Genomic DNA, 21,072 nt, shown 5'->3' on the forward strand with positions numbered 1-21,072 from the left:
TTTGTGTTAAGTGTTGCACCCTGTCATCCTGGAGGCCAAAGGCCGATAGGATCCAGTGCAGATTTTTGAATTCCTATTAGTTCTATAGGCTTTTGCAAGAAAAAAATTTTACAGCCATGCGCCTTCGTGCGAGAACATGATGTCCTTCATAGCATCGACGCCGCCTTTAAGGTTGTAGAGCGGCCCCGTGTAGCCCGCCTCGCGCAAGGTGTTGATGGCGAGAATACTGCGTTTGCCCTGCTTGCAGATGAAAACCGTATCCTTATTCGGGTCCAGTTCTTTTTGCCTGCGGGCCAACTGCCCGATGGGAATCACGATGGCGTTCGGGAAGCGCAAAATCGCCCGTTCATGGGGTTCGCGCACGTCCACGATAGTCATCGGGTCGCCATTGTCAATCTTCTTCGCGAGTTCTTCGGGCGTAAAGCCCTCCACCGGAATTTCGTTTTCGGTCTTGAGCCCGCAAAGTTCATCGTAATCAATTTCCTCGACATCGGTGATGGTCGGGTTGCTCCCGCAAATGGGGCAGTTCCTGTTGCGCTCTACCTTCAAAATTCGCGAGGTCAGGTACAGGCTATCGACATGCAGGAGTTTCCCGTTCAAGTGCTCGCCGATACCCAAGATCAGTTTGAGCGCCTCATTGGCCTGGATGCTCCCCACAATGCCCGGAAGCGGACTGATCGCACCACCTTCGGAACAGGAAGGAATGAGCCCCGACGGAGGAGGCGACGGGAATTGGCAACGGTAGCACGGTCCGCCGTCCAGATTGAAAATGCCCACCTGGCCCTCGAACTGGTAAATCGCGCCGAACACGACGGGAATGCCGTGCAGCGCACACGCATCGTTAATGAGGTAGCGCGCCTTGTAGTTGTCGGAGCAGTCGACCACCAAATCGTAACCGTCAATCTGTTCCAGAATATTCGAAGAATCTAGCTGCACCTTTTCGGCGATGAGTTCGATATTCCTGTTGATGTTTTTTACCTTGTCCTTGGCAGAGGCGACCTTCGGGCGCTTGATATCGCGGGAACCGTGAAGCACCTGGCTCTGCAGGTTTTCGAGCGAGACCTCGTTGAAATCAATGACCTTGATGGTCCCGACACCCGCCGCGGCTAGGTACTGGATTACAGGCGACCCGAGCGCACCTGCACCCGCGACAACGACCTTTGCGGCCTTGATGCGCTTCTGGCCCTTCACGCCGATTTCCTTAAGCATTAGGTGCTTGCCGAAGCGCTCCACTTCGCTGTCATCGAAGGCGACTTCCTTGCGCCTCTCGTCCGAAATGAGACTTTCGACCGCAGCGCTCTGCGTTTCTTCAACAGGCGCTCCGCCGGCGATTGCCGGCAACAGCAAGACTTCCGTTTCTTCGGGAAGCGGCGTTTCCCAGAGGGTATCCACCGTCAGGTTCTTGCCGTTGATGTAAATCTGGATAAAGTTCCGCAATTTCCCGCCTTCATCGTAAAGGACGTTCTTGGCATCCGGATACATGTCCAGAAGGATTGCAAGAGCTTTCCGTACCGTACTCGCGGGAATTTCTATCCGTGCATTTCTACCAAAAAAATTTCTAAGGGTAGCCGAGATGTATATTTTCACTTTTTCCTCCGTACAAAGAAAAGTGGTATTTTGAACAAAATAACCAACAGTATTATTTTCAATGCGAAATATAGAACCGGATTTTGCCTACGTCCAATACATAATTTTTATGCAGTCCTATCACTTTTTTTTATAACGCCTATAACGGCAAGGGCCTGTCAGCATTTGATATCATTTTTATAACTTCTGATATCGACAACTCCCTCTCCTGTCACCGAAATTATCACATAAACAAGCCCTGGGACCATGTTTTCGGCATCTTCCCTAGACGGGATTGCCTCATAATCGGGGTGCGAATGGTAGAAACCGACTATTTCAAGCCCGCTTCCCTCGATTTCCCGCTCCACCTGGTAAAGAAAGAGAGAGTCCGCCTCGAAATGCGTCCCTCTCCCCTCCCCCTGAATCCGGTTAGGCAAAGCACGTATTTCCGTCACCTCGAACTTGCCATCCGGGGCGTTTTTCCCGAGCAAAATTCCGCAACATTCGTGCGGATAACTTTGCCGGGCTTCTTCTGCAATACGTTGCCGCCAGCTCATTTCTAAACGCTACACGCTCGCATCCAGGATTTTCTTCGCAAATACGTCACGACCGATGCGGTCGATAGTGTACTTGAAGCGTTCACCGGGCTTCGCGTTCTCGGCGAAGAACGTAATGGCCGCATCGCAGATATCGAGCAACTTTTGCTTGTCTTCGATGAAGGGGATAATTGTTTCGCCCTTGTTGATGCTGTTGCCGAAAAGACCGCCGAAGGACACGATGTAGCCGTGGGTATCTTCCCAAGCGTCCGTCGGGCAAGACTTGTAGCAGCGACCGCAGAAATTGCACTGCGATTCGTCGAAGATGACCTTCTTGTTTTCGACCTTGATGGCTCCCTTGCGGCAAGTCTTTGCGCAGAGCCCGCAGCCGATGCACTTGTCCTCGAGCCACTTGACCTTGATGGCACCCTTGATGCCCACGTCGTTTTCTTCGGCCTTGAGGCAGTTGTTCTGGCAACCGGTCACGCCGAACTTGAACTTGTGCGGGAGTTCACGGGCAAAATAGCGGTCATCGAGTTCCTTGGCAAGCGCGTAGGTATCGATACATCCGCTCGGGCAAACGGCTTCACCCTGGCACGCCGTAATGGTACGCACGCGCGGTCCGCAAACGCCCGGTTCCACGCCGCCTTCGGCCAAGGCCGCCTTCACGTCCTCCACGTTTTCCAGCTTGATGAACGGGATTTCGACGCTCTGCCTGGAGGTCAAATGAGCGTAGCCTTCACCGTACTTGTCGGCGACTTCCGCGATTTTAGCGAGTTGGGTGGCGGTCAGGTTTCCGCCCACGACGCGCACGCGAAGCGAGAAGTTGTTCTTCTGCTTCTGGCGCATCCAACCGCCCTTTTTAAGAGTTGCATAATCCGTTGCCATATTTTTGTGTCTCCGTTATTGTCATTCCCGCGAAGGCGGGCATCTCCGTTTAAATATTCTTAATCGCTTGTTCAAAATCTTCCTTCAGATCCTCGATATTCTCGATACCGATGCTCACGCGAATCGTCCCTTCGAAAATTCCCGCATGTTCCTTCTGTTCCTTGGAACTGTGCGTAAAGATGGTGCTTTCCGGGTGAATCACCAGCGTGCGGATATCCCCGATGTTGGTGGCGATGGTGGCGTACTTGAGCCCATTAATCAGCTTGAACGCCCGTTCCTTCGTGCCTGCATCAATCGTGAGGATTGCGCCTCCCCTGCCACCAAGTTGCTTCTGCACCAGGTCGTAATAGGGACTGCTTTTCAGGGCCGGATAGTTGACAGAAATGTCATCAAAACCCTGCAAAAATTCCGAGAGTTGCAGCGCGTTGCTGCAAAGGCGATCCATGCGCAGCCCGAGAGTCTCGAGCCCGAGCGAATTCAGGAAAGATGTCTGGGGAGCAACGCAGCAACCCACATTACGCCAGATTCCGTTGCGCAATTTCGCGATGTAGGCGAACTTGCCAAAACGCCTGTATTCCTCGAGGCCCTTGTAGCGTGCGTAATCCCATGGAAACTTTCCGCTATCGACAATGAGGCCGCTAATCGCAGAACCGCTGCCGTTAATGTACTTCGAAGACGAATGCACCACGATATCCGCGCCGAAATCGAAGGGATGCACAAGGTACGGCGTAGCCGTCGTGCTATCGACGATAAACGGGACGCCACCCTCGTGCGCGGCATCCGCGACGGCCTTCAGGTCAACGACATTCAGTTTCGGGTTTCCGATAAGTTCGGTAAATACCGCCTTTGTCTTTTCGTTCAGCTGTTCGCGGACACTTTCGGCGGTCACTTCGGTAACAAAGCGAGTCGTGATGCCGAACGCCTCCAGGTCATGAAACAGGTCGATAGTGCCGCCAAAGAGCCCGGCGCTCGCAATTACCTCGTCGCCCGCGTGCAAAATATTCAAAAGCGAGATAGTCACCGCCGCCATGCCCGAAGAGCACGCCACCGCGCCGATTCCCTTCTCGAGCGATGCAATGCGGCGTTCAAAAGAATCGTTCGTGGGGTTCGCGATGCGCGTATACGCAAAACCCGGAGCCTTGTTGTTGAACACGGCTTCGAGTTTTTCGGCAGAATCCTGGGAAAAAGCGCTCACCTGGTAAATCGGCGCAAGCGTAGAACCGCTACATCGGTCGCTACCAAAATTCTGGTGCAGTAAAGCAGTATTGAATTCCATTCAGCATGTCTCCGTACATTTTTTATCCGCAGCCAAATATAGAACGGGATTTCAGCCCCGTCCAATACTTAATTTTTATGCGGAATTATCAGTTTTTTCTATAACAAAGCCATGTTCATTCGTTAAATCACCACAACCGGCTCACGCAGCGACTTGTTTTCGAGCAAGGTCGCCGTATCGCCCTGCGTCACGAACATGCGGTAGATGAACACATCCACGATCTCGCCCACCTCGATTCTCGGCTGGTCGAAGGAGCGCCGCGCCGTAAGCAAGACCCCGTTCACGCGGACGCGCAGTTCGATACCGTAACCGCGGAAATCCACTTCTTCCACGACGCCTTCTTCTGCAGAATTCTTGTACTTCTGCACTTCGGTTTTCTTGGTGACCTTCACAAATTCCGGGCGCACAATCGCGTTTTCCGCATTTTCGAGGATGTCAAAGCGACGAAAATTACTATAGTCCTTGAAAATGCTGGGTTGGCCGAAGAACGATGCCGTAAAGGCGGTTGTCGGGTTGCTGTAAACCTCGTACGGCGTGCCCACCTGCTCGATGCGGCCCCGGTTAGTGATGATGATTTCGTCGGCCACCTCAATGGCTTCGTCCTGGTCGTGGGTCACAAAGATGCTCGTGACGCCGAGTTTCTGGATCATACCCTTGAGCCAACTGCGCAATTCCTGGCGCACCTTCGCATCGATTGCCGCAAAGGGTTCATCGAGCAGAAGAAGCTGTGGATTGGGAGCGAGCGCACGGGCAAAGGCCACGCGCTGGCGCTGCCCGCCCGAAAGTTCGCTCGGGTAGCGTTTTTCAAGGCCAGAAAGTCCCACCAGTTCCAAGAGTTCGTGGACACGTTCCTTGATTTCATTTGCGGGCTTCTTCGCAATCTTCAAACCGAAGGCCACATTGTCAAAGACGGTCATGTAGCGGAACAGGGCGTAGCTCTGGAACACGAAACCGATACCGCGCTTGCTCGCGGGCACATCGTTGATGACCTTCCCGTCGATGATGATTTCGCCACTGTCTGGGTTCTCGAGCCCCGCAATCATGCGGAGAATCGTCGTCTTGCCGCTACCGCTCGGGCCCAGAAGGCCAATCAGCTTGCCTTTCTCGATGCCGACAGTCACATCGTCCGAGGCCTTGAAATTTCCGAAATGCTTGTTGATATGTTTGAGTTCGACGTACATAAAATCTCCCTTCAAGGCTATTTCTTTCTTCCCTTATGTTCAATGACGCTTCTTGCAACCAGAATGAGAATGGCAAGCATCACCAGTATCGACGCCACCGCAAACGCGGGCACGTACTGGAACTCGTTAAAAAGGATTTCCACATGGAGCGGGAGCGTGTTCGTCTTTCCGCGCAGGTGGCCCGAAATCACCGACACCGCACCGAATTCGCCCATGGCGCGCGCAGCGCAGAGCACTACGCCGTAAAGGAACGCCCACTTGATATGCGGGAAGGTAATGCGCCTAAAAATCGTGAAGCCCTTTGCGCCCATGAGCGCCGCCGCCTCTTCCTCGTCGGTTCCCTGCGATTCCAGCACCGGAATCAGCTCGCGCGAAATGAACGGGAATGTGACAAATATCGTCGCAAGCACAATTCCCGGCACAGCAAAGACAATCTTGATATCGGCATCCTGCAACAGCGGGAAAATCGGGCTTTGGCGGCCAAACGTGAGCAAGAAAATGAGACCCGCAATAATCGGCGAAACCGTCACCGGCAAGTCAATGAGCGTCGCGAGAATCTTTTTCCCCTTAAACTTGAACTTCGTGAGGCTCCAGGCGGCACACAGCCCAAATACCGTATTGATGGCGACCGCAAAGAACGAAGCCTCTAGCGTAAAGAGTATCGCCTTGATGGTGTAATCGTCGGCAACCGCCTTGCTGTACACCGCAAAGCCCTGCTTGAACGCTTCGGTAATCACCGTAATCAGCGGGAGAATAAGCATCAGGAATACGAAAAGAAGGCTTATGCCAATCAGCGAATACCTGACCAGCTTAGAACCCTTCGTATCGCGATGGAGACCGTTCTGCGTCACTGCACTCATTAGCTACCTCCCTTGAGAATCTTGGCGTTCCTGTTCTGCACCACGTTCACCAGGAACAGCGTGATGAACGACGCCACCAGCATCACGAGGGCGATTGTCGTCGCGCTGGAATAGTCGTATTCCTGAAGTTCCGACATGATGATGAGCGGCGCGATTTCGGTTTCGAAGGGCATGTTGCCCGCGATAAACACGACACTACCGTATTCGCCGAGGCAGCGCCCGAAAGCGAGTCCGAAACCCGTGAAGATGGCGGGAATCAGTTCCGGCAAGATGACCTTCCAGAAAATCCTTGTACGACTTGCGCCCAGCACCCCAGCAGCCTCTTCGTAGGCGGGGTCCAGTTTTTCAAGCACCGGTTGCACCGCGCGCACCACGAACGGAATGCCGATAAACACGAGCGCCACCGTGATGCCGATGCGCGTAAACGCAATCTTGATTCCGAAATTCGCAAAAAAGCCGCCTACAAGGCCCGTATCCGCAGTGAGCGCCGTAAGCGCGATGCCCGCCACCGCCGTAGGCAATGCAAACGGGAGTTCAATCGTTCCATCTACGATGCGCTTGAGCGGGAACGTGTAACGCACCAGCACCCAGGCGAGAACCACACCCATCACAGCATTGATGAGCGATGCGATAAAAGCCGTCAAGAAACTCACTTTAAAACTAGACAGTACGCGCGGCCGCGTAATGACATCGATAATCTCACTCGCGCTCATCTGGGCCGAAAACACGACCAGCGAGGCAAGCGGAATCAACACCACCACGCTCAAAATCGCCAGGGTCACCCCTGTTGTAAGGCCGAAGCCCGGTATGACAACACTCTTTCTTTTCATAAGCGTCGCCAAATATAGAACGGGATTTCACGCGTGTCCAATACTTAATAATTATGCTGAATTATCAATTTTTTCTATAACAAACAGGGATGCAATTGAAATTTGAAATATTTATATTACCACTAAAAATTTGGAGGCATTAGATGAACTTGACACTTGAACGCGCAAAAGAAATCAACAAGGGCCACGTAACCGAAGAATCGCTGGTCATCCATTCCCTCAACGTATGCTATGCCATGGGCGCGATGGCCAAGCACTTCGGCGAGGACGTTGAGCACTGGCAAGCCGTGGGCTACCTGCACGATTACGACTACCAGGAATTCCCCGAAGAACACCTGCAGCACACCGAAAAGGAACTGCTCGCACAAGGCGTCTCCGAAGAAGACGTGCGTGCCATTTTGGCGCACGGTTTTGAAATCGTGAACCAGGTGGAACCCAAGACCAACATGGAAAAGAGCCTGTTCACCGTCGACGAACTCACCGGAATCATCCAGGCCTGCGCGAGAATGCGCCCCAACGGCATTTTGGACCTCGAAGTGAAAAGTTTCGTGAAGAAGTTCAAGGACAAGAAATTCGCCGCCAAGTGCAACCGCGACTACATCCTGAAAGGCTGCGCCCTGCTCGGCATGGACGTGAAAGACGTCGCCGCCATCTGCATCGAGGGCATGCGTGAACACGCCGCCGAAATCGGCCTGGCGGGGAACGCCGGGGCTCAATAAAGGAATAAAACTTAAAATATCAAAAAATCCCCGCTCCGAAGAGCAGGGATTTTCGCTATGACAATTTGGTTCTAGATTCTATCGCCTCTTCGAGGCTCCAGAATGACAACCTGGCTTACTTCTTTTCGTAAATCTGGTCGAAGACGCCGCCGTTGGAGAAGTGCGTTCCCTGCGCCTTGTCCCAACCGCCGAAGTGCTCGATAGAAATCAAGTTCACGTTCTGGTCGAATTCCTTGTACTGGTCGAGAATGGCCTTGTTGGAGGGGCGGTAATGGTTCTTCGCTGCAATGTGCTGGCCCTCGTCGCTGTAGAGGTAGTTCAGGTACTCGGTGGCAAGTTCGCGGGTGCCGCGCTTGTCGACCACTTTGTCCACGATGGCAACGGAAGGTTCAGCCAGAATGCTGATGCTCGGGATTACGATTTCGTAGTCGTTCGGGTAGTCCTTGAGCGCGAGGAAGGCTTCGTTTTCCCATGCGAGAAGCACGTCGCCCTGGCCATTTTCGATAAAGGTGGTGGTAGAGCCGCGTGCACCGGAAGCGAGCACGAGCACGTTCTGGAACAGTTTCTTGATGAAGTCCTTGACCTTGGCTTCGTCGTTATTATACTGCTTTTCGGCCCATGCCCAGGCGGCGAGGTAGTTCCAGCGTGCGCCACCGGAGGTTTTCGGGTTCGGCGTGATGATGCCAATGCCCGGCTTCACGAGGTCACCCCAGTCCTTCAGGTTCTTCGGGTTGCCCTTGCGAACCAGGAACACGATGGTGGATGTGTACGGGGAGCTGTTCAGCGGGAATTCCTTGACCCAGCCGTTTTCGATGAGGCCCGCGTCGCGCACGGCGTTCACGTCGAATTCGAGGGCGAGCGTCACCACGTCGGCTTCGAGACCGTTGGCCACTTCCAGGGCCTGCTTGCCGGAACCGCCGTGAGACTGCGTGATTTCCACTTCGCCACCGGTCTTTTCTTTCCAGTGCTTCTTGAAGACTTCGTTGTAGTTGGCGTAGAGTTCGCGGGTCGGGTCATAAGACACGTTGGTGAGCGTCTGCTTTTCGACCTTCTTGGCAGAAGTTTCGCTCTTCTGCTCGTCAGAAGAAGAGCATGCGCTAAAACCGATAGTTCCCGCAATCAGGAGACTTGCCGCAATGGCGGACTTGACAAAATTCTGATTCATTCTTATACCTCGCTTGTTTATTGTTTTTTGTTTGTTGTTTTTTTTGTTTAATTACTGGATGCTTGCGGTAAAGCGGGCAGCAATGGCAACATCAGAGAGTTCCTTTTCGCTGTAGGCGCTCAACTGAATCTTGCTATGCTTGCCGAATTTCTTGATGAGGCTCACCGTCCAGGCGAGTTCATCGGCACCGGCCTGAATTTCATCGCGATCGCCGACGTATTCAAGTTCTGCATAGAGGCTATTCAAGATGCCCGCAGTCGGGATTTCCACACCCACGAAGAACGGAACGTAGTCGGTACCCTGGGCGTATTCAGACTTGATGCCGTTCGGAGCCGAGAGGTTTTCGCCGTCACCCGTGGTGATGTAGGCGACTTCGCCGTAGAGGCCGAGGTTCTTCGCGAAATAGTAGCTTGCGCGGCCTGCAATGCGGTGCGAGACTTCTGCCGTGTGCTGGATCGGGTCGAGAAGGTTTCCGCGGTAGGCGGCGCTGATTTTCGCATCGCCGAGTTTCACGGTTTCTTCGGCGCGGAGGTAACCGGTATCGAACTTGTTATCGTAAGTACCGAGCAACAGGCTGAAGCTAGAAATTCCCTTGTCGAAGCCGAAGCCGAGAGCGTCGTGCTGGTAATCGCGGGCAAGGAAGCCGCGCTTATTCAGGTGCACGTCCACGTAGGTACCGAAATTACCGGCAACAGTCCAGTCTGTACGGAAGCGACCGAATTGCGCACTAAAATCGCCGAAATCAGTATTCCACTTGTACTTGGCGTAGTAGGTATCGGCGCTGATCTTGTCGAAGCTGAAGTTCTTGCCGTCACCGTCCTTGACCTTGTTGCCAAAAGCCGGAGAGAAGATACGAATATTGATTACCGCCTCGAAATCGCCGGAAGTGAACTTTCCGCCGATGTTTGCACGCAAGAAGGAATTGTCGAGCGTATTGTCAGCATCGTTATCGTAAACGGCCTTGATGGCCTGCGCCTGCACGTTACCGGTGAGTTTGAAAGCGGGTTCTTCTTTCGCTTTTTCGGGAGCGGCAGCTTCTGCCTTCGGGGCTTCAGCCACAGGGGCTTCAACTGCAGGGGCGGCTTCTGCAGACGTTTCTGCTGCCGGAGCCTCCGCAACGGGAGCTTCGGCCACGGGAGTTTCAACGGCAGGTGCGGCAGCCGAAGTTTCTGCTGCCGGGGCTTCAGCCGCGGGGGCTGCGGCCACAGGTGCTTCTGCTGCAGGGGCAGCATCCTGAGCGAAAACGTTGGAGGCGAAAAGGGAAGTCGTAATGACCGCAGCGGCGGCAAGCTTTGCAAAATTCTGGTTCATTCTTAAACTCCTTGGTTATGGTTATTGTTTTGTTTTTTTTGTGCGCACAAATATAGAAGGGGTTTTTCGCATTGTCCAATACTTTAATTTTATGCGGAGTTATCGATTTTTGTTATAAAAAAAGGTCCCCGCTAGGGGACCTTATATTTTACTTTATCACGACCTTCCTGTACGTGTCAAAAACTGTCCACTTCTTGAAGAATTCCTCGCGGCCAGTTTCGCCCGCTTCGGCGTATTCGCGAAGCAAGCGAGACACATCCTCGTCGGAGTGGACCTTGATTTCAAAGCCTCGTCCGTTGATGACTGGAAAACCGTCGTAGAGATACTCGCCTACATCTGTGATTTTGGCGATGCGCTTGCCGCGCACCTTCACGGCGGTGCTGTCGCGCAGGATGATGATGTCGAAATCATCGGGATAGTGGTAGCTTTCGCCTATGGTAGGAATTTCGTCACCTACGGTGTAGTGCTGCTTTACAGGCTGTTGCTTCACCACGGAGAGTGTCGCCGTATCGTAGAAAAACTCTTCGAAGATTTCACCACGGCCGTGGCGTTCACCCTGCACGAATTCAGCCTTTTCGCCTGCGGCAATCTGCCTTTCGTAAAGGCCTTCCACAACGCCACAAGCCGATGTCGCAAGGGTCACGCGGTCAATCAGAATGAGCTCGCCCAAGGTCTTGTGCTTTTCAAAGAGGTCAACGACAATGGCTTCAGCAAACACAATCTCGACTACGGCAATGCCGTTCTTGTTGAGCGTTTCGGTCGTCTGGTGCGCGCCCGTGTTCACGTCAATCGCATACTCGATTTTAGTGAGTATTCCGGGAATCGTCTTCGTCCCGAGTTTTACAAGGTAGTCCTTGCCGAGCGAAAGCGGTTCATCGTCCATCCACAGGAGCGACGCCCTGATTTTTTTGTAGCTGCCGATGTCCACGTCTTTTGCAAGCACGCAGCCTCTGGACACGTCCACCTCGCGGTCAAGCGAGATGGTGACGGGTTCACCGGCGTGAGCCTCTTCCACTTTCCTGTCGCCGCGCAGGATTCCCTTGACGGTCGCCTTCTCGTTGCTCGGGAGACTCGTAACCGTATCGCCCACGCGGATTGCGCCCGATTCGATTTGCCCCTGGAACCCGCGGAAAGTGCGATCCGGGCGGCATACGCGCTGCACGGGCAGGTAAAATCCCGCTTCGGTTTGTGTGTCGTCGATATCAATGGTTTCGAGATAATCCAGGAGGGCCTTGCCCGAGTACCAGGCGATATTCTTGGATTTCACAGTCACGTTGTCGCCTTCGGTAGCCGAAAGAGGAATCACGTAGACGCTGTGGAGCGAAAGTTCAGCCGCAAGTTCGTTGATTTGCGTGAGAATTTCTTCGAAACGTTCCTGGCTGTAGCCCACAAGATCCATCTTGTTCACGGCAAAGACAAAGTGGCGAATACCCATCAGCCTGCAAATGCGGGCGTGTCTACGCGTCTGTACGAGAACGCCTTGCGATGCATCTACGAGAATCACTGCGAGGTCGGCAAAAGATGCGCCCACGGCCATGTTGCGCGTGTATTCTTCATGCCCCGGAGTGTCAGCAACGATAAAGCTGCGGTGATCCGTCGTGAAATAGCGATACGCCACATCGATGGTAATGCCCTGTTCGCGTTCGGCCATCAAGCCGTCGAGCAAAAGGGAATAGTCAATTTTTCCGCTGCGGCTACCCACCTTGCTATCGAGTTCCAGAGCCTTTTCCTGGTCAGCGTAAAGCAACTTGGAATCGTAAAGGATGTGCCCGATGAGCGTCGACTTTCCGTCGTCCACACTGCCGCATGTAATAAACTTCAACAAGCCTTTCATTAGAAATATCCCTCCCTCTTGCGGCGTTCCATGCTGCCCGCGGCTTCGTTATCAATCACGCGGGAAGTGCGTTCCGAAGATACCGCGCTCAAGGTTTCGTCAATGATTTCGTCAAGTGTCGTGGCAGTCGATTCAATGCCGCCCGTAAGCGGGTAGCAGCCCAGCGTGCGGAAACGCACCGACTTAATCTCGGGCGTTTCGCCTTCTCGCAGCGGAAAACGGTCATCATCCACCATGATGATGTTGCCGTCGCGCACCACGACCGGGCGCGGGGCAGCAAAGTACAGCGGGACAATGTCAATCTTTTCGCGTTTGATGTACTGCCAAATGTCCTTTTCGGTCCAGTTCGAAATCGGGAAAACGCGGATACTTTCACCCTTGTTTATCTTGGTGTTGTAAAGTTTCCACATTTCGGGGCGCTGGTTTTTCGGGTCCCAGGCGTGCGCGGAATTGCGGAACGAAAAGATGCGTTCCTTCGCGCGGGACTTTTCTTCGTCGCGACGACCACCGCCAAATGCCGCGGTGAAGCCGTACTTGTTCAAAGCCTGCTTCAAGGCCTGCGTCTTCATGATGTCGGTGTAGGCCGAACCGTGATCGAACGGGTTGATGCCTTGCTTGACGCCATCCTGGTTGATGTATTCCAGCATCTCAATGCCGAGTTTTTGCGCCGTGCGGTCGCGAAACTCAATCATCTCGCGGAACTTCCACGTGGTGTTCACGTGCAAGAACGGGAAAGGCGGCTTTTCGGGATAGAAGGCCTTCATGGCCAAATGCAGCATGACGGAACTATCCTTGCCAATAGAGTAGAGCATCACCGGCTTCTCGCATTCTGCAGCGACTTCGCGGATGATGTAGATGGCTTCGGCTTCCAGCTCGTCGAGGTGTGAAAATTCGCTCAAATTAAATCTCCATTAAGATTCCGGGCCAAGCCCGGAATGACGATTGTTGTGAATTCTTTTAATACTTATTTGATTCCTTGGGGTCGATATCAATAGTCTTGACACTTCCGTCGTTCAGTTCAAAAATCCAGCGCACGATATCGTTCTTTTCGCCCTTGACTTTTTCGGTGTGCACCTTGCAGCCCTTGCCACCGATGTCTTCGCCGAGAAAGAAACTGATGGCATGAACCGGGCATTCCTTGATGCACGAGGTGCAACCCCAGCAGTCCTTGGGGTACTTGATATACGCTTTCTTGTTCTCGTTTATCTTGATTAACGTGCCGGGGCAAACGTCGTGGCAGCGCCTGCATCCGATGCACTTGCCTTGATCAATGATGATGCTCATAGTTCCTTTGCCCTTCTGCAGTAAGTTCGCGCAAGATGATTTTAATTTGTCCATTTTCAAGACGGGAATTCACGTACTTGCGGAAACGTTCGTTGTCCTTTTCGGGATAGTCGGTGTTTTCGGCAAAACTGTGCCAACGGGTTTCGTGACGTGCGGCCAGGTGCGCAATCACGCTCTTGCAAACTGTGAGGCGTTCCTTGAGCTCGTAGATGTACATGACTTCTTGCAAGTCGTCTGCATGCAGGCCACTCACACGAGACTCGATATTTTCTATTTCCCTGAGGGCAATCGCTAGCTGATTTTCGCTATAACGATAGCCTGTCTTGATGCCGCCTGCATAAGTGTCCATAGCCGTTTGCATTGCTTCTTCAAGACTTTCAGCGGTGTCCGTGCCGTTCTTGTTATTGAGGAATTTCTCGATTTCTGCGACATGTTCTGCAACCTCCTCTTCCAAAATTTTCCCCAGCGGGTTCACGCCCGGCGCGTCAGTTCCCTGAGCTTGCCGAAGGGCCAACAAACTCTCTATATATTCCACCGCGCTTTTCGCTGCAATCTCGCCTTCGGCAAGTGCTCCCGTCACATACTTTTGCGGGGCACCACCGGCAACATCGCCCGCGGCATAGAGACCTTCAATAGTCGTCGCGCGCTTGGTATCCACCCAGTAACCGCTTGCGGTGTGGCCGCCCACAATGTAGGGCTCCGTACCTTCGATTTCCACATTCGCCTTCGACGGCGTGTCGTTTTCAATCCAGCGAATCGTCTGCGACGGAGCCATGTTCAGGTAAGCCTTCAAAAGCGATTCCTCCTGCTCGGGCGTAATCCCGACGGTGCGCAGGTAGCACGGCCCGCGGCCTTCTAGATTTTCCGCCACCGTGCCGTACACGCGTTCCGATGTCGAAATCCCGTACTTCGTCTCGTAAACTTCTCCGAGCGCATTCACCTGCTTCGCACCCACGCCCTGCGCGAGCGTTCCCGTCGGGGCAATCGTGTCCTTGCAACGGAGCGCTATGAACCGCATTTCGAACGTGGTCATCTCGGCACCATGACGGATGCCCATCGCATAGCCCGCACCCGTATTGAACGGCGGGTACCACATCTTATGTCTAGAAAATCCCGGATTGTTCGGGCGGTAAAGCCCGGCAGCACCGCCCGTCGCGACAATCACGGCACCCGCTTCGATGGCGTAAAAAGTATCGTTCTCTATCCCGAAACCGAACGCACCGTCAATCCTGTTGTCGTGAACGGAAAAATCGAAAATGTTCACGTGGTTCAGCACCTGAACGTTCGGCGTCTTTGCAACAGCCGCAGCCAGAATCGGCTTGATGTTCTCGCCGTTGATTTTGATGTTGCGGTTTCCGCGGGTCACATACTTGCCGTCCTTGTCCTTCAAGATGACAAGCCCGAGCTTTTCCAAGTGCGCGGTGACCTCGTTGAACTTCTCGGAGATGGAATAGAGCAGGTCCTCGCGCACGATTCCGTCGGCGTCCTTCTTCGCATACTCCACGTAATCCCTAGGCGTGCGACCCTCGGTAATGTAGGCGTTCAGCGCGTTCACGCCAGCGGCAAGACAACCGCTCCGCTTGATATTCGCTTTTTCGACGACAAGAATTTTGAGGCCGGCGGCATCCTGTACCCCAGCGCCTTTATTTTCCGCGGCATTTGACGCGGCAGTAATAGCCGCATAACAGCCGGCCGTCCCGCCGCCTATAATCAACAAATCCGTTTTAAGCCGTTCTATCTTCACAGCATCTCCGTACAACTTTTTGTGCTGCCAAATATAGAACGCGATTTTCACCCCGTCCAATACAATGTTTTTATGCGGAGTTATCGAATTTTTCTATAAGAAAAGCCCGCCAAGCGTTAACTTGACAGGCTCTTGAAAATGTTCATCCGCGACAATCACATATACTCTTTTTCCGAAAGCTTGGATAAGCGAGTATAGCGAGGCCGCAGTCTCCCGCTAAGTATAAGCGAGCGAGACAATCCGCGAAAGTTGGATAATCAAGCAAGACAAGGCGCGAGCCCCCGTAGCGTACTAGAGCGTACGTGAGGGGGCGAGCAACGCCGTATTGCGCCGATTAGACAACTTTCGTCATGCCGGACATGCGTTCACGCAGCCACGCTCCGACTTCTTCAACCGGATGCTGACGGATGTTCTTGTTCACCTTGATGAGTTCTTCGTTATCAACTGCGGTGGTCTTGCCTTCGCCGTAGATAGCGCCGATGTCGTCCTTCTTCACTTCGTTCTTCATGAAGTCGGCGAGCAGAGGCACGCACTTGTTGGCGAACAGGTAGCAACCGTATTCGGCGGTGTCGCTGATCACGCGGTTCATTTCGTACAACTTCTTACGAGCGATGAGGTTCGCGATAAGCGGAGTCTCGTGGAGGGATTCGTAGTAGGCGCTCATCGGCTTGATGCCCACGGAGCACATGGTTTCGAATGCGAGTTCCACACCGGCCTTGATCATGGCGGTCATGAGAACGCCGCGGTCGAAGTATTCCTGTTCGGTGATGACCTTGTCGGTAGCTTCGACCTTTTCGAATTCGAGCTCGCCCGTTTCGCCACGCCACTTGAGCAAATCCTTGTCGCCGGCTTCCCAGTCGACCATCATGGTGCTGGAGAACTTGCCAGAGATGATGTTGTCCTGGTGTTCCTGGTAGAGCGGCTTCATGATCTTCTTCATCTTTTCGGCGAGTTCCGTTGCGCGGATCTTGGCCGGGTTGGAGAGACGGTCCATCATGTTGGTGATGCCACCGTGCTTCAGGGCTTCGGAAATCGTTTCCCAGCCGTACTGGAGCAGCTTGACCGCATAAGCCGGTTCAACGCCGAAATCCTTCACCATCTTGTCGTAGCAGAGGATGGTGCCGGTCTGGAGCATACCGCAAAGGATGGTCTGTTCGCCCATGAGGTCGGACTTCACTTCGGCAACGAAAGAGCTTTCGAGAACGCCCGGACGGTCGGCATGGAGGCCAGCGGCGTAAGCCTTGGCGTAGTCCCAACCCTTACCTTCGGGGTCGTTTTCCGGGTGCACAGCGATAAGGCAGGGCATACCGAAACCGCGAACGTATTCGCTACGGACTTCGGAACCCGGGCCCTTCGGAGCGACCATGATCACCGTGATGTCCTTGCGGATTTCCTGGCCTTCTTCGACGATGTTGAAGCCGTGGCTGTAAGAGAGGGCGGCGCCCTTCTTCATGAGCTTCATGATGGCCGGGATCACGTTGTGGTGCTGCTTGTCCGGTGTGAGGTTGCAAACGAGGTCTGCATCCGGAATCATTTCTTCGTAGGTACCGACCTTGAAGCCGTTTTCAGTAGCGTTCTTCCAGGACTGGCGCTTCTGTTCGATGGCTTCCTTGCGGAGCGTGTAAGAGACGTCGAGGCCGCTATCGCGCAGGTCAAGACCCTGATGGAGACCCTGGGCACCGCAACCGACGAACACGATCTTCTTGCCCTTGAGGGCTTCAACACCACGGCTGAATTCAGAATGTTCCATGAAACGGCAGTGGCCAATTTCTTCGAGTTGGCGACGCATAGGGATAGAATTGAAATAATTCATTTTTTGAACCTCTGTTAAATAAAATTGTTCCGGCGGAAAATGTAGTTAAAAACGCGGCCGCAAAGAGCCCCGATTTAACAGAAAATGTAAGCAAAAACGCCCCAAAAACGTCATTCTGGAGCCGAAGGCGATAGAATCCACTACAAAAGGGGGAAGCCTCCCCCTGTTTTCGGCCTCGTCTCAGCCTGCTCCGCACGCGAACAGGTCCTCGCCTTCGGCTGCGAATTGTTCGCTTAGCGGCCAGGCTTTCGCCGAGTCCTACACCACCCCCACTGTGGCGCTCAGTCGCCGCCCGCAACACCCGGCTCCATCCATTAGACAAAAATGTATTCCCACAAAGAAACTCTTTTCCATATTCATTCAAATAAGGTATATTCATAAAAGAGATTATCATTTCTTGCTAGAGCAAAACAAAATGAATAAAATCATTGTTTACCTTTTCGCCATTTTCTTTGCAGGATGCGCAACATCTGGTTTTGTTGATTTTTATCGCCCTTGGTATGACGACAATTTTTTCCCTTCAGAAGCTTATTTAAAAGAAAACGAAGAGCCGGCAATAATAAGCACATCTGATTTAGACACTAAGTACAGAGAAATCGCATCAAATTGGTATTGGTGCATCGGATACTCCGGATTTAACGGGCCAGATTTGGATTCATATGAAATATATGAGGGCATAAAAAAACTCTGCAAAAGAACTAGGGCAAAAGTTGCAATTTGGAAAAAAAATTATACAGACACACGAAGTGGCGTGTATTCGATATCCAATTCCGTATATTCCTACTCTGTTCAAAGATATGATTTTTCTGCTTACTTGTTCATCCCCATTCCAAATAAGTATCGGAACCAATATGCACCAGGTTTTTCCATTTCAAACCTAACACAACAAGACCGAGAACGGTATCAGCAAAATACTGGTTGTCTTGTTGAAATCGTATATAAAAACACTGTCGCATATTACGCCAACATTCTTCATGGGGATATCATAACCCAAATTAACAACAGAAGAATTTATTCCATAGACGACATACGTGCCGTCAGAGCTAATTCAAGAATAGGCGACGTCTGGAACATGGTTATCGTCAGGAATGGCAAACCACAAGAAGTCACATTAAAATATGGCCTCTAATTTTTTCGGAGAAAAGAAACCCGAGAGTTCCAAACCTTCATCAAGATCATCAAACCATACACCGTTGCAGTCAACTCGGCAGTTTTCCAGCTGTTTTCGTGTAGCTTTTCTCAGCGGTTCATAATCGCGGATGAGTTCCCGCCCAATCCGACCGTCTTTGAGTTCAACACAAATCGCGTCATTCTCGACCCAAAGTCTTTTTACATCTTTTTCCGTTATCTCATTCTTTTTCTCCTTCAAAGCCGCTTTCATGATAAGCGGCACAAGGTCTGAAACCGTAATTTTCCGTTTTTTCGCTTCAGCCTCAAGTTTTTCGACAACCCACACAGGCATTTCCCAAACACAATCCACAAAACCGTCACCAGTCGGTGTTTCGGATATAACCCTAAACGGGAAATCCTCTTTGCATTTTTCGATGTTGTTATTCATACAGCCTCCGTTTTGTGGTCGCATTTGCGGCCGGTTTATTGTTAGAGGCGTTCCCTTCAATCCAAATTTCAGGATAAAAAAAGAACGCATCTCGCCTTTCCTTAGACGAGATGCGTTCGGGCATTAATGTACCTAAGTTTTAGAAAAATGGCAAGGGGCGGAAGAAAATTTTACAATCCGTATTCGCCTTTTAGGGGGACTACTATGTAGTCCCTCGCCGTTCGGCTCGGCAACGCAGAAAAGCCAGCATTTCTGCGCTGCGCTCGCCTCACTGCTAGTCCTGGCGCTACTGCGTAGCGCAGGCTGCTGCGTCTCAATCATGGAAATGAGCACGCTCATTTCCGCGACCCTCGACTTGCTAGTCCTTAAGGCAACGAACAGAAAACCCGAATTTCTTGTAGTCGCTATACAGGCTCGCAGAGTCGCTGAGGTAGCTCAAAAGCATGCCGTACGCGAGGTTGCTGTAGCTCTCAGTAGAACTCCAGAAGAGCGCGTAGTTACCATCGTAGTGGTAACCCCCATTGCCGTCCCTGTCGCCGGCTGGAAGCGCCGAAAACCCGAAGGCATCCGAGCCATTGCCACTATTATACCATCCGGATGTGGACTTGAGCACCATGCCTGCGGTTGATCGACCGCCGACTGCCGTGAACAGGGCATTCCATTCCGTTGTATCAGGCAGGTGCCAGCCCTCGGGGCAGACTCCACGAACGGGATAAGTCGGAGAACAAGTCTGATCATAACCACAACCCTTGCCGTTTGTACTCCACTCGCCCACACTGTCCATGGCCGCAGCCCATGTGTAAAGGCGGCCGTACTTGGTGCAGTTGGCAGGATCGTTGCCGTAGCACCAACTGGTGGAATCGGAGGTGTATCCATCATATTTATAGGGAACACCGGTGTAGGCGTAGTTCAGGTTTTCGGCCATCCACACCTGGTCACCGATTTTAACGGTCCTGTAGGTCTTACCGTCGCGGGAATCGGTCATAGTTCCGGTAGACACACTTGTCTCGCTATCGCTCGACTGCGGTGTGACGCCAGACGAAGACGATTCTACCCCCGGTTCATCATTCGGCCTAGCAGAAGGCGACCACGAATCGTCATCATCGCACCCGACAACAGCAAACGCCACAATAAGCATGGATCCTATCGCCGCCTTGCGGCTCCCACCTTGGTGGCCATGCGCACTAGGCAACAAGTTGCCAAGTGCTGTCCGCCAGGATGACAGCTCAAAAAACTTCTTCATAAAAGCACCTTTGCCCAACAGCTTAATTTATCCTATGGAAATATAATCTTTCCAAACCCATTTGCAAACTCACACCAATTAAATTATATTCAAGAAACCCTCTCCAATTATTATTGGGGCATTTTTTAAGGAAGGACAAACATGGGTTTTCTATTTGATTTGCTAACCGATTTTTTGGCGTCACTGCTCAATTGGCGGCATATTCTAATTATATTGGGCCTTATCATTATAGGCGGCGCCATATATAAGTTCTTATCGCCGATGTTTGGCGCTTCGTAGCTAGTCCTTTACGCAGCGGACAGAGAATGCATAATTCTTAGCGTAATCCATAACGCCCGAATACTCGTTTTCATAACTGGCGTACAGAGAGAACGCCTGCTCCAGATCGGACTCGGTGGCGCTCCAGAAATCGGTGCCATCACCAAGGCCATCAAAAGAGCCATCTTCGATCCTAATGCCGGCTGGCAGGACATTAAAGCCGAAAGTATCTGTTCCGTTTCCGCCTTCATTCCAGCCGCTCTGCGACTTAAGAACCGTGCCCGCGATAGAATACCCGCCAACGTGGACGAGCATGTTCGAGAAATCGCGATAGTCCGGCAAATGCCACCCGTCAGGGCAAATACCATGCACCACATCGGGCAAGATATTCTTGCTACTCCTCATATAGCCGCAATCCTGCGGATTCTCGCTATCCGTCGCGAGCGCTACAGAATCGATTGCCGCGGCCCAGGTATAAAGGCGTCCATACTTGGCGCAGTTATCGGGCTCATCGCCATAGCACCAGCTTTTGCCCTTGAGACTCGGAGTCTTCGCGCTATCTGCGTAATTCAGGTTCTCGGCCATCCACCACTGGTTTCCAAACTTCACGGTCTTGTAGGTTTTACCGTCCCGTTCATCTTTCAACTCGCCGTATTCGCAATTATCCTCCGCTTCCGCTTTGCACGCAACCGGCATCACAAAGGAACTGGATGACTTTACGCTGCTGCTAGATTCCGTTTTCTTTTCAGAAGAACTTGAAATCAATTTGGATGATGAAGAACTTCGCGATGCACTGGACTTGTTTGGTTCTTTTGCCGAAGACGAACTCTTTTGTTCTTCGGCACCGCTAGATTCCGTGTCGGGGCCCGGAATGACGGAAGACGAATCGTCGCCGCACGCCGTTAAAAACACGAAAATGGATCCTATCGCCGCAATGCGGCTCCCACCTTGGTGGCCATGCGCACTAGGCAACAAGTTGCCAAGTGCTGTCCGCCAGGATGACAGC

Annotated in this window: 19 protein-coding genes; 2 read left to right on the forward strand and 17 right to left on the reverse strand. The window is 52.4% G+C overall.

Going from position 1 to position 21,072, the window contains the following annotated elements:
- Nucleotides 1-108 precede the first annotated feature (108 nt).
- The 7 genes from moeB to cysT all read right to left on the reverse strand — a co-directional run bounded on the left by moeB (nt 109) and on the right by cysT (nt 7,137).
- On the reverse strand, nt 109-1,482 hold the full coding sequence (gene moeB / locus B7994_RS10520) for a molybdopterin-synthase adenylyltransferase MoeB (RefSeq protein WP_369832769.1): 1,374 nt from the start codon (nt 1,480-1,482) through the stop codon (nt 109-111).
- A 263-nt stretch (nt 1,483-1,745) separates the two neighbouring features.
- Nucleotides 1,746-2,123: a Mov34/MPN/PAD-1 family protein gene (locus B7994_RS10525; protein ID WP_088638418.1), complete on the reverse strand. Its 378-nt coding sequence runs from the start codon at nt 2,121-2,123 to the stop codon at nt 1,746-1,748.
- Nucleotides 2,124-2,132: 9 nt separating this feature from the next.
- Entirely contained in the window at nt 2,133-2,990 is an 858-nt protein-coding gene (locus tag B7994_RS10530) for a 4Fe-4S binding protein (protein ID WP_088638419.1), read from the reverse strand.
- Nucleotides 2,991-3,039: 49 nt separating this feature from the next.
- Nucleotides 3,040-4,266 (reverse strand): O-acetylhomoserine aminocarboxypropyltransferase/cysteine synthase family protein, encoded by a 1,227-nt coding sequence (locus B7994_RS10535; protein WP_088638420.1) that lies wholly within the window; start codon nt 4,264-4,266, stop codon nt 3,040-3,042.
- A 122-nt stretch (nt 4,267-4,388) separates the two neighbouring features.
- Nucleotides 4,389-5,447: an ABC transporter ATP-binding protein gene (locus B7994_RS10540; RefSeq protein WP_088638441.1), complete on the reverse strand. Its 1,059-nt coding sequence runs from the start codon at nt 5,445-5,447 to the stop codon at nt 4,389-4,391.
- Between the two features lie 17 nt (nt 5,448-5,464).
- Nucleotides 5,465-6,307 (reverse strand): sulfate ABC transporter permease subunit CysW, encoded by an 843-nt coding sequence (cysW, locus tag B7994_RS10545; protein WP_088638421.1) that lies wholly within the window; start codon nt 6,305-6,307, stop codon nt 5,465-5,467.
- Nucleotides 6,307-7,137, reverse strand: a complete 831-nt coding sequence (gene cysT / locus B7994_RS10550) for a sulfate ABC transporter permease subunit CysT (protein WP_088638422.1) — start codon at nt 7,135-7,137, stop codon at nt 6,307-6,309. Before cysT ends, cysW begins: the two co-directional genes overlap by 1 nt.
- Nucleotides 7,138-7,280: 143 nt before the next feature.
- Between cysT and B7994_RS10555 the strand changes: the two genes are divergently transcribed.
- Nucleotides 7,281-7,856, forward strand: a complete 576-nt coding sequence (locus tag B7994_RS10555) for an HD domain-containing protein (protein ID WP_088638423.1) — start codon at nt 7,281-7,283, stop codon at nt 7,854-7,856.
- Between the two features lie 115 nt (nt 7,857-7,971).
- On the opposite strand, the gene B7994_RS10560 is transcribed toward B7994_RS10555, so the two are convergent.
- From B7994_RS10560 to ilvC, 7 genes are all read right to left on the reverse strand, one after another.
- On the reverse strand, nt 7,972-9,021 hold the full coding sequence (locus B7994_RS10560) for a sulfate ABC transporter substrate-binding protein (protein WP_088638424.1): 1,050 nt from the start codon (nt 9,019-9,021) through the stop codon (nt 7,972-7,974).
- Between the two features lie 51 nt (nt 9,022-9,072).
- Nucleotides 9,073-10,332, reverse strand: a complete 1,260-nt coding sequence (locus B7994_RS10565; RefSeq protein WP_233143170.1) for a hypothetical protein — start codon at nt 10,330-10,332, stop codon at nt 9,073-9,075.
- Nucleotides 10,333-10,480: 148 nt separating this feature from the next.
- Nucleotides 10,481-12,166, reverse strand: a complete 1,686-nt coding sequence (locus tag B7994_RS10575) for a sulfate adenylyltransferase subunit 1 (RefSeq protein WP_088638425.1) — start codon at nt 12,164-12,166, stop codon at nt 10,481-10,483.
- Nucleotides 12,166-13,065, reverse strand: coding sequence for a sulfate adenylyltransferase subunit CysD (gene cysD / locus B7994_RS10580; RefSeq protein ID WP_088638426.1), 900 nt, complete (start codon nt 13,063-13,065; stop codon nt 12,166-12,168). The genes B7994_RS10575 and cysD overlap by 1 nt, the downstream gene beginning before the upstream one ends.
- Nucleotides 13,066-13,123: 58 nt before the next feature.
- Complete coding sequence (locus B7994_RS10585; RefSeq protein WP_088638427.1) at nt 13,124-13,450, reverse strand: ferredoxin family protein; 327 nt, start codon at nt 13,448-13,450, stop codon at nt 13,124-13,126.
- Nucleotides 13,434-15,194, reverse strand: coding sequence for an adenylyl-sulfate reductase subunit alpha (locus tag B7994_RS10590; protein ID WP_088638442.1), 1,761 nt, complete (start codon nt 15,192-15,194; stop codon nt 13,434-13,436). The genes B7994_RS10585 and B7994_RS10590 overlap by 17 nt, the downstream gene beginning before the upstream one ends.
- 334 nt (nt 15,195-15,528) lie before the next feature.
- The gene (ilvC, locus tag B7994_RS10595) at nt 15,529-17,007 is read right to left on the reverse strand and encodes a ketol-acid reductoisomerase (RefSeq protein WP_088638428.1); all 1,479 of its coding nucleotides are present in this window, start codon (nt 17,005-17,007) and stop codon (nt 15,529-15,531) included.
- 415 nt (nt 17,008-17,422) lie between these two features.
- Here ilvC and B7994_RS10600 point away from each other — a divergent pair, with 415 nt between their 5' ends.
- Complete coding sequence (locus B7994_RS10600; RefSeq protein ID WP_088638429.1) at nt 17,423-18,136, forward strand: PDZ domain-containing protein; 714 nt, start codon at nt 17,423-17,425, stop codon at nt 18,134-18,136.
- Here B7994_RS10600 and B7994_RS14270 read toward each other — a convergent pair.
- The 3 genes from B7994_RS14270 to B7994_RS10615 form a co-directional block, all read right to left on the reverse strand.
- Nucleotides 18,119-18,565, reverse strand: coding sequence for a DUF2442 domain-containing protein (locus B7994_RS14270; RefSeq protein WP_233143171.1), 447 nt, complete (start codon nt 18,563-18,565; stop codon nt 18,119-18,121). The genes B7994_RS10600 and B7994_RS14270 overlap by 18 nt on opposite strands.
- Before the next feature lie 358 nt (nt 18,566-18,923).
- Nucleotides 18,924-19,808, reverse strand: a complete 885-nt coding sequence (locus B7994_RS10610; RefSeq protein ID WP_088638430.1) for a fibrobacter succinogenes major paralogous domain-containing protein — start codon at nt 19,806-19,808, stop codon at nt 18,924-18,926.
- Between the two features lie 279 nt (nt 19,809-20,087).
- Nucleotides 20,088-21,072 (reverse strand): fibrobacter succinogenes major paralogous domain-containing protein (locus tag B7994_RS10615; RefSeq protein WP_198957847.1); only part of this gene is annotated, 985 nt, incomplete at its 5' end.

It is taken from the genome of Fibrobacter sp. UWR2 (assembly GCF_002210285.1).
Classification (GTDB): Bacteria; Fibrobacterota; Fibrobacteria; order Fibrobacterales; family Fibrobacteraceae; genus Fibrobacter.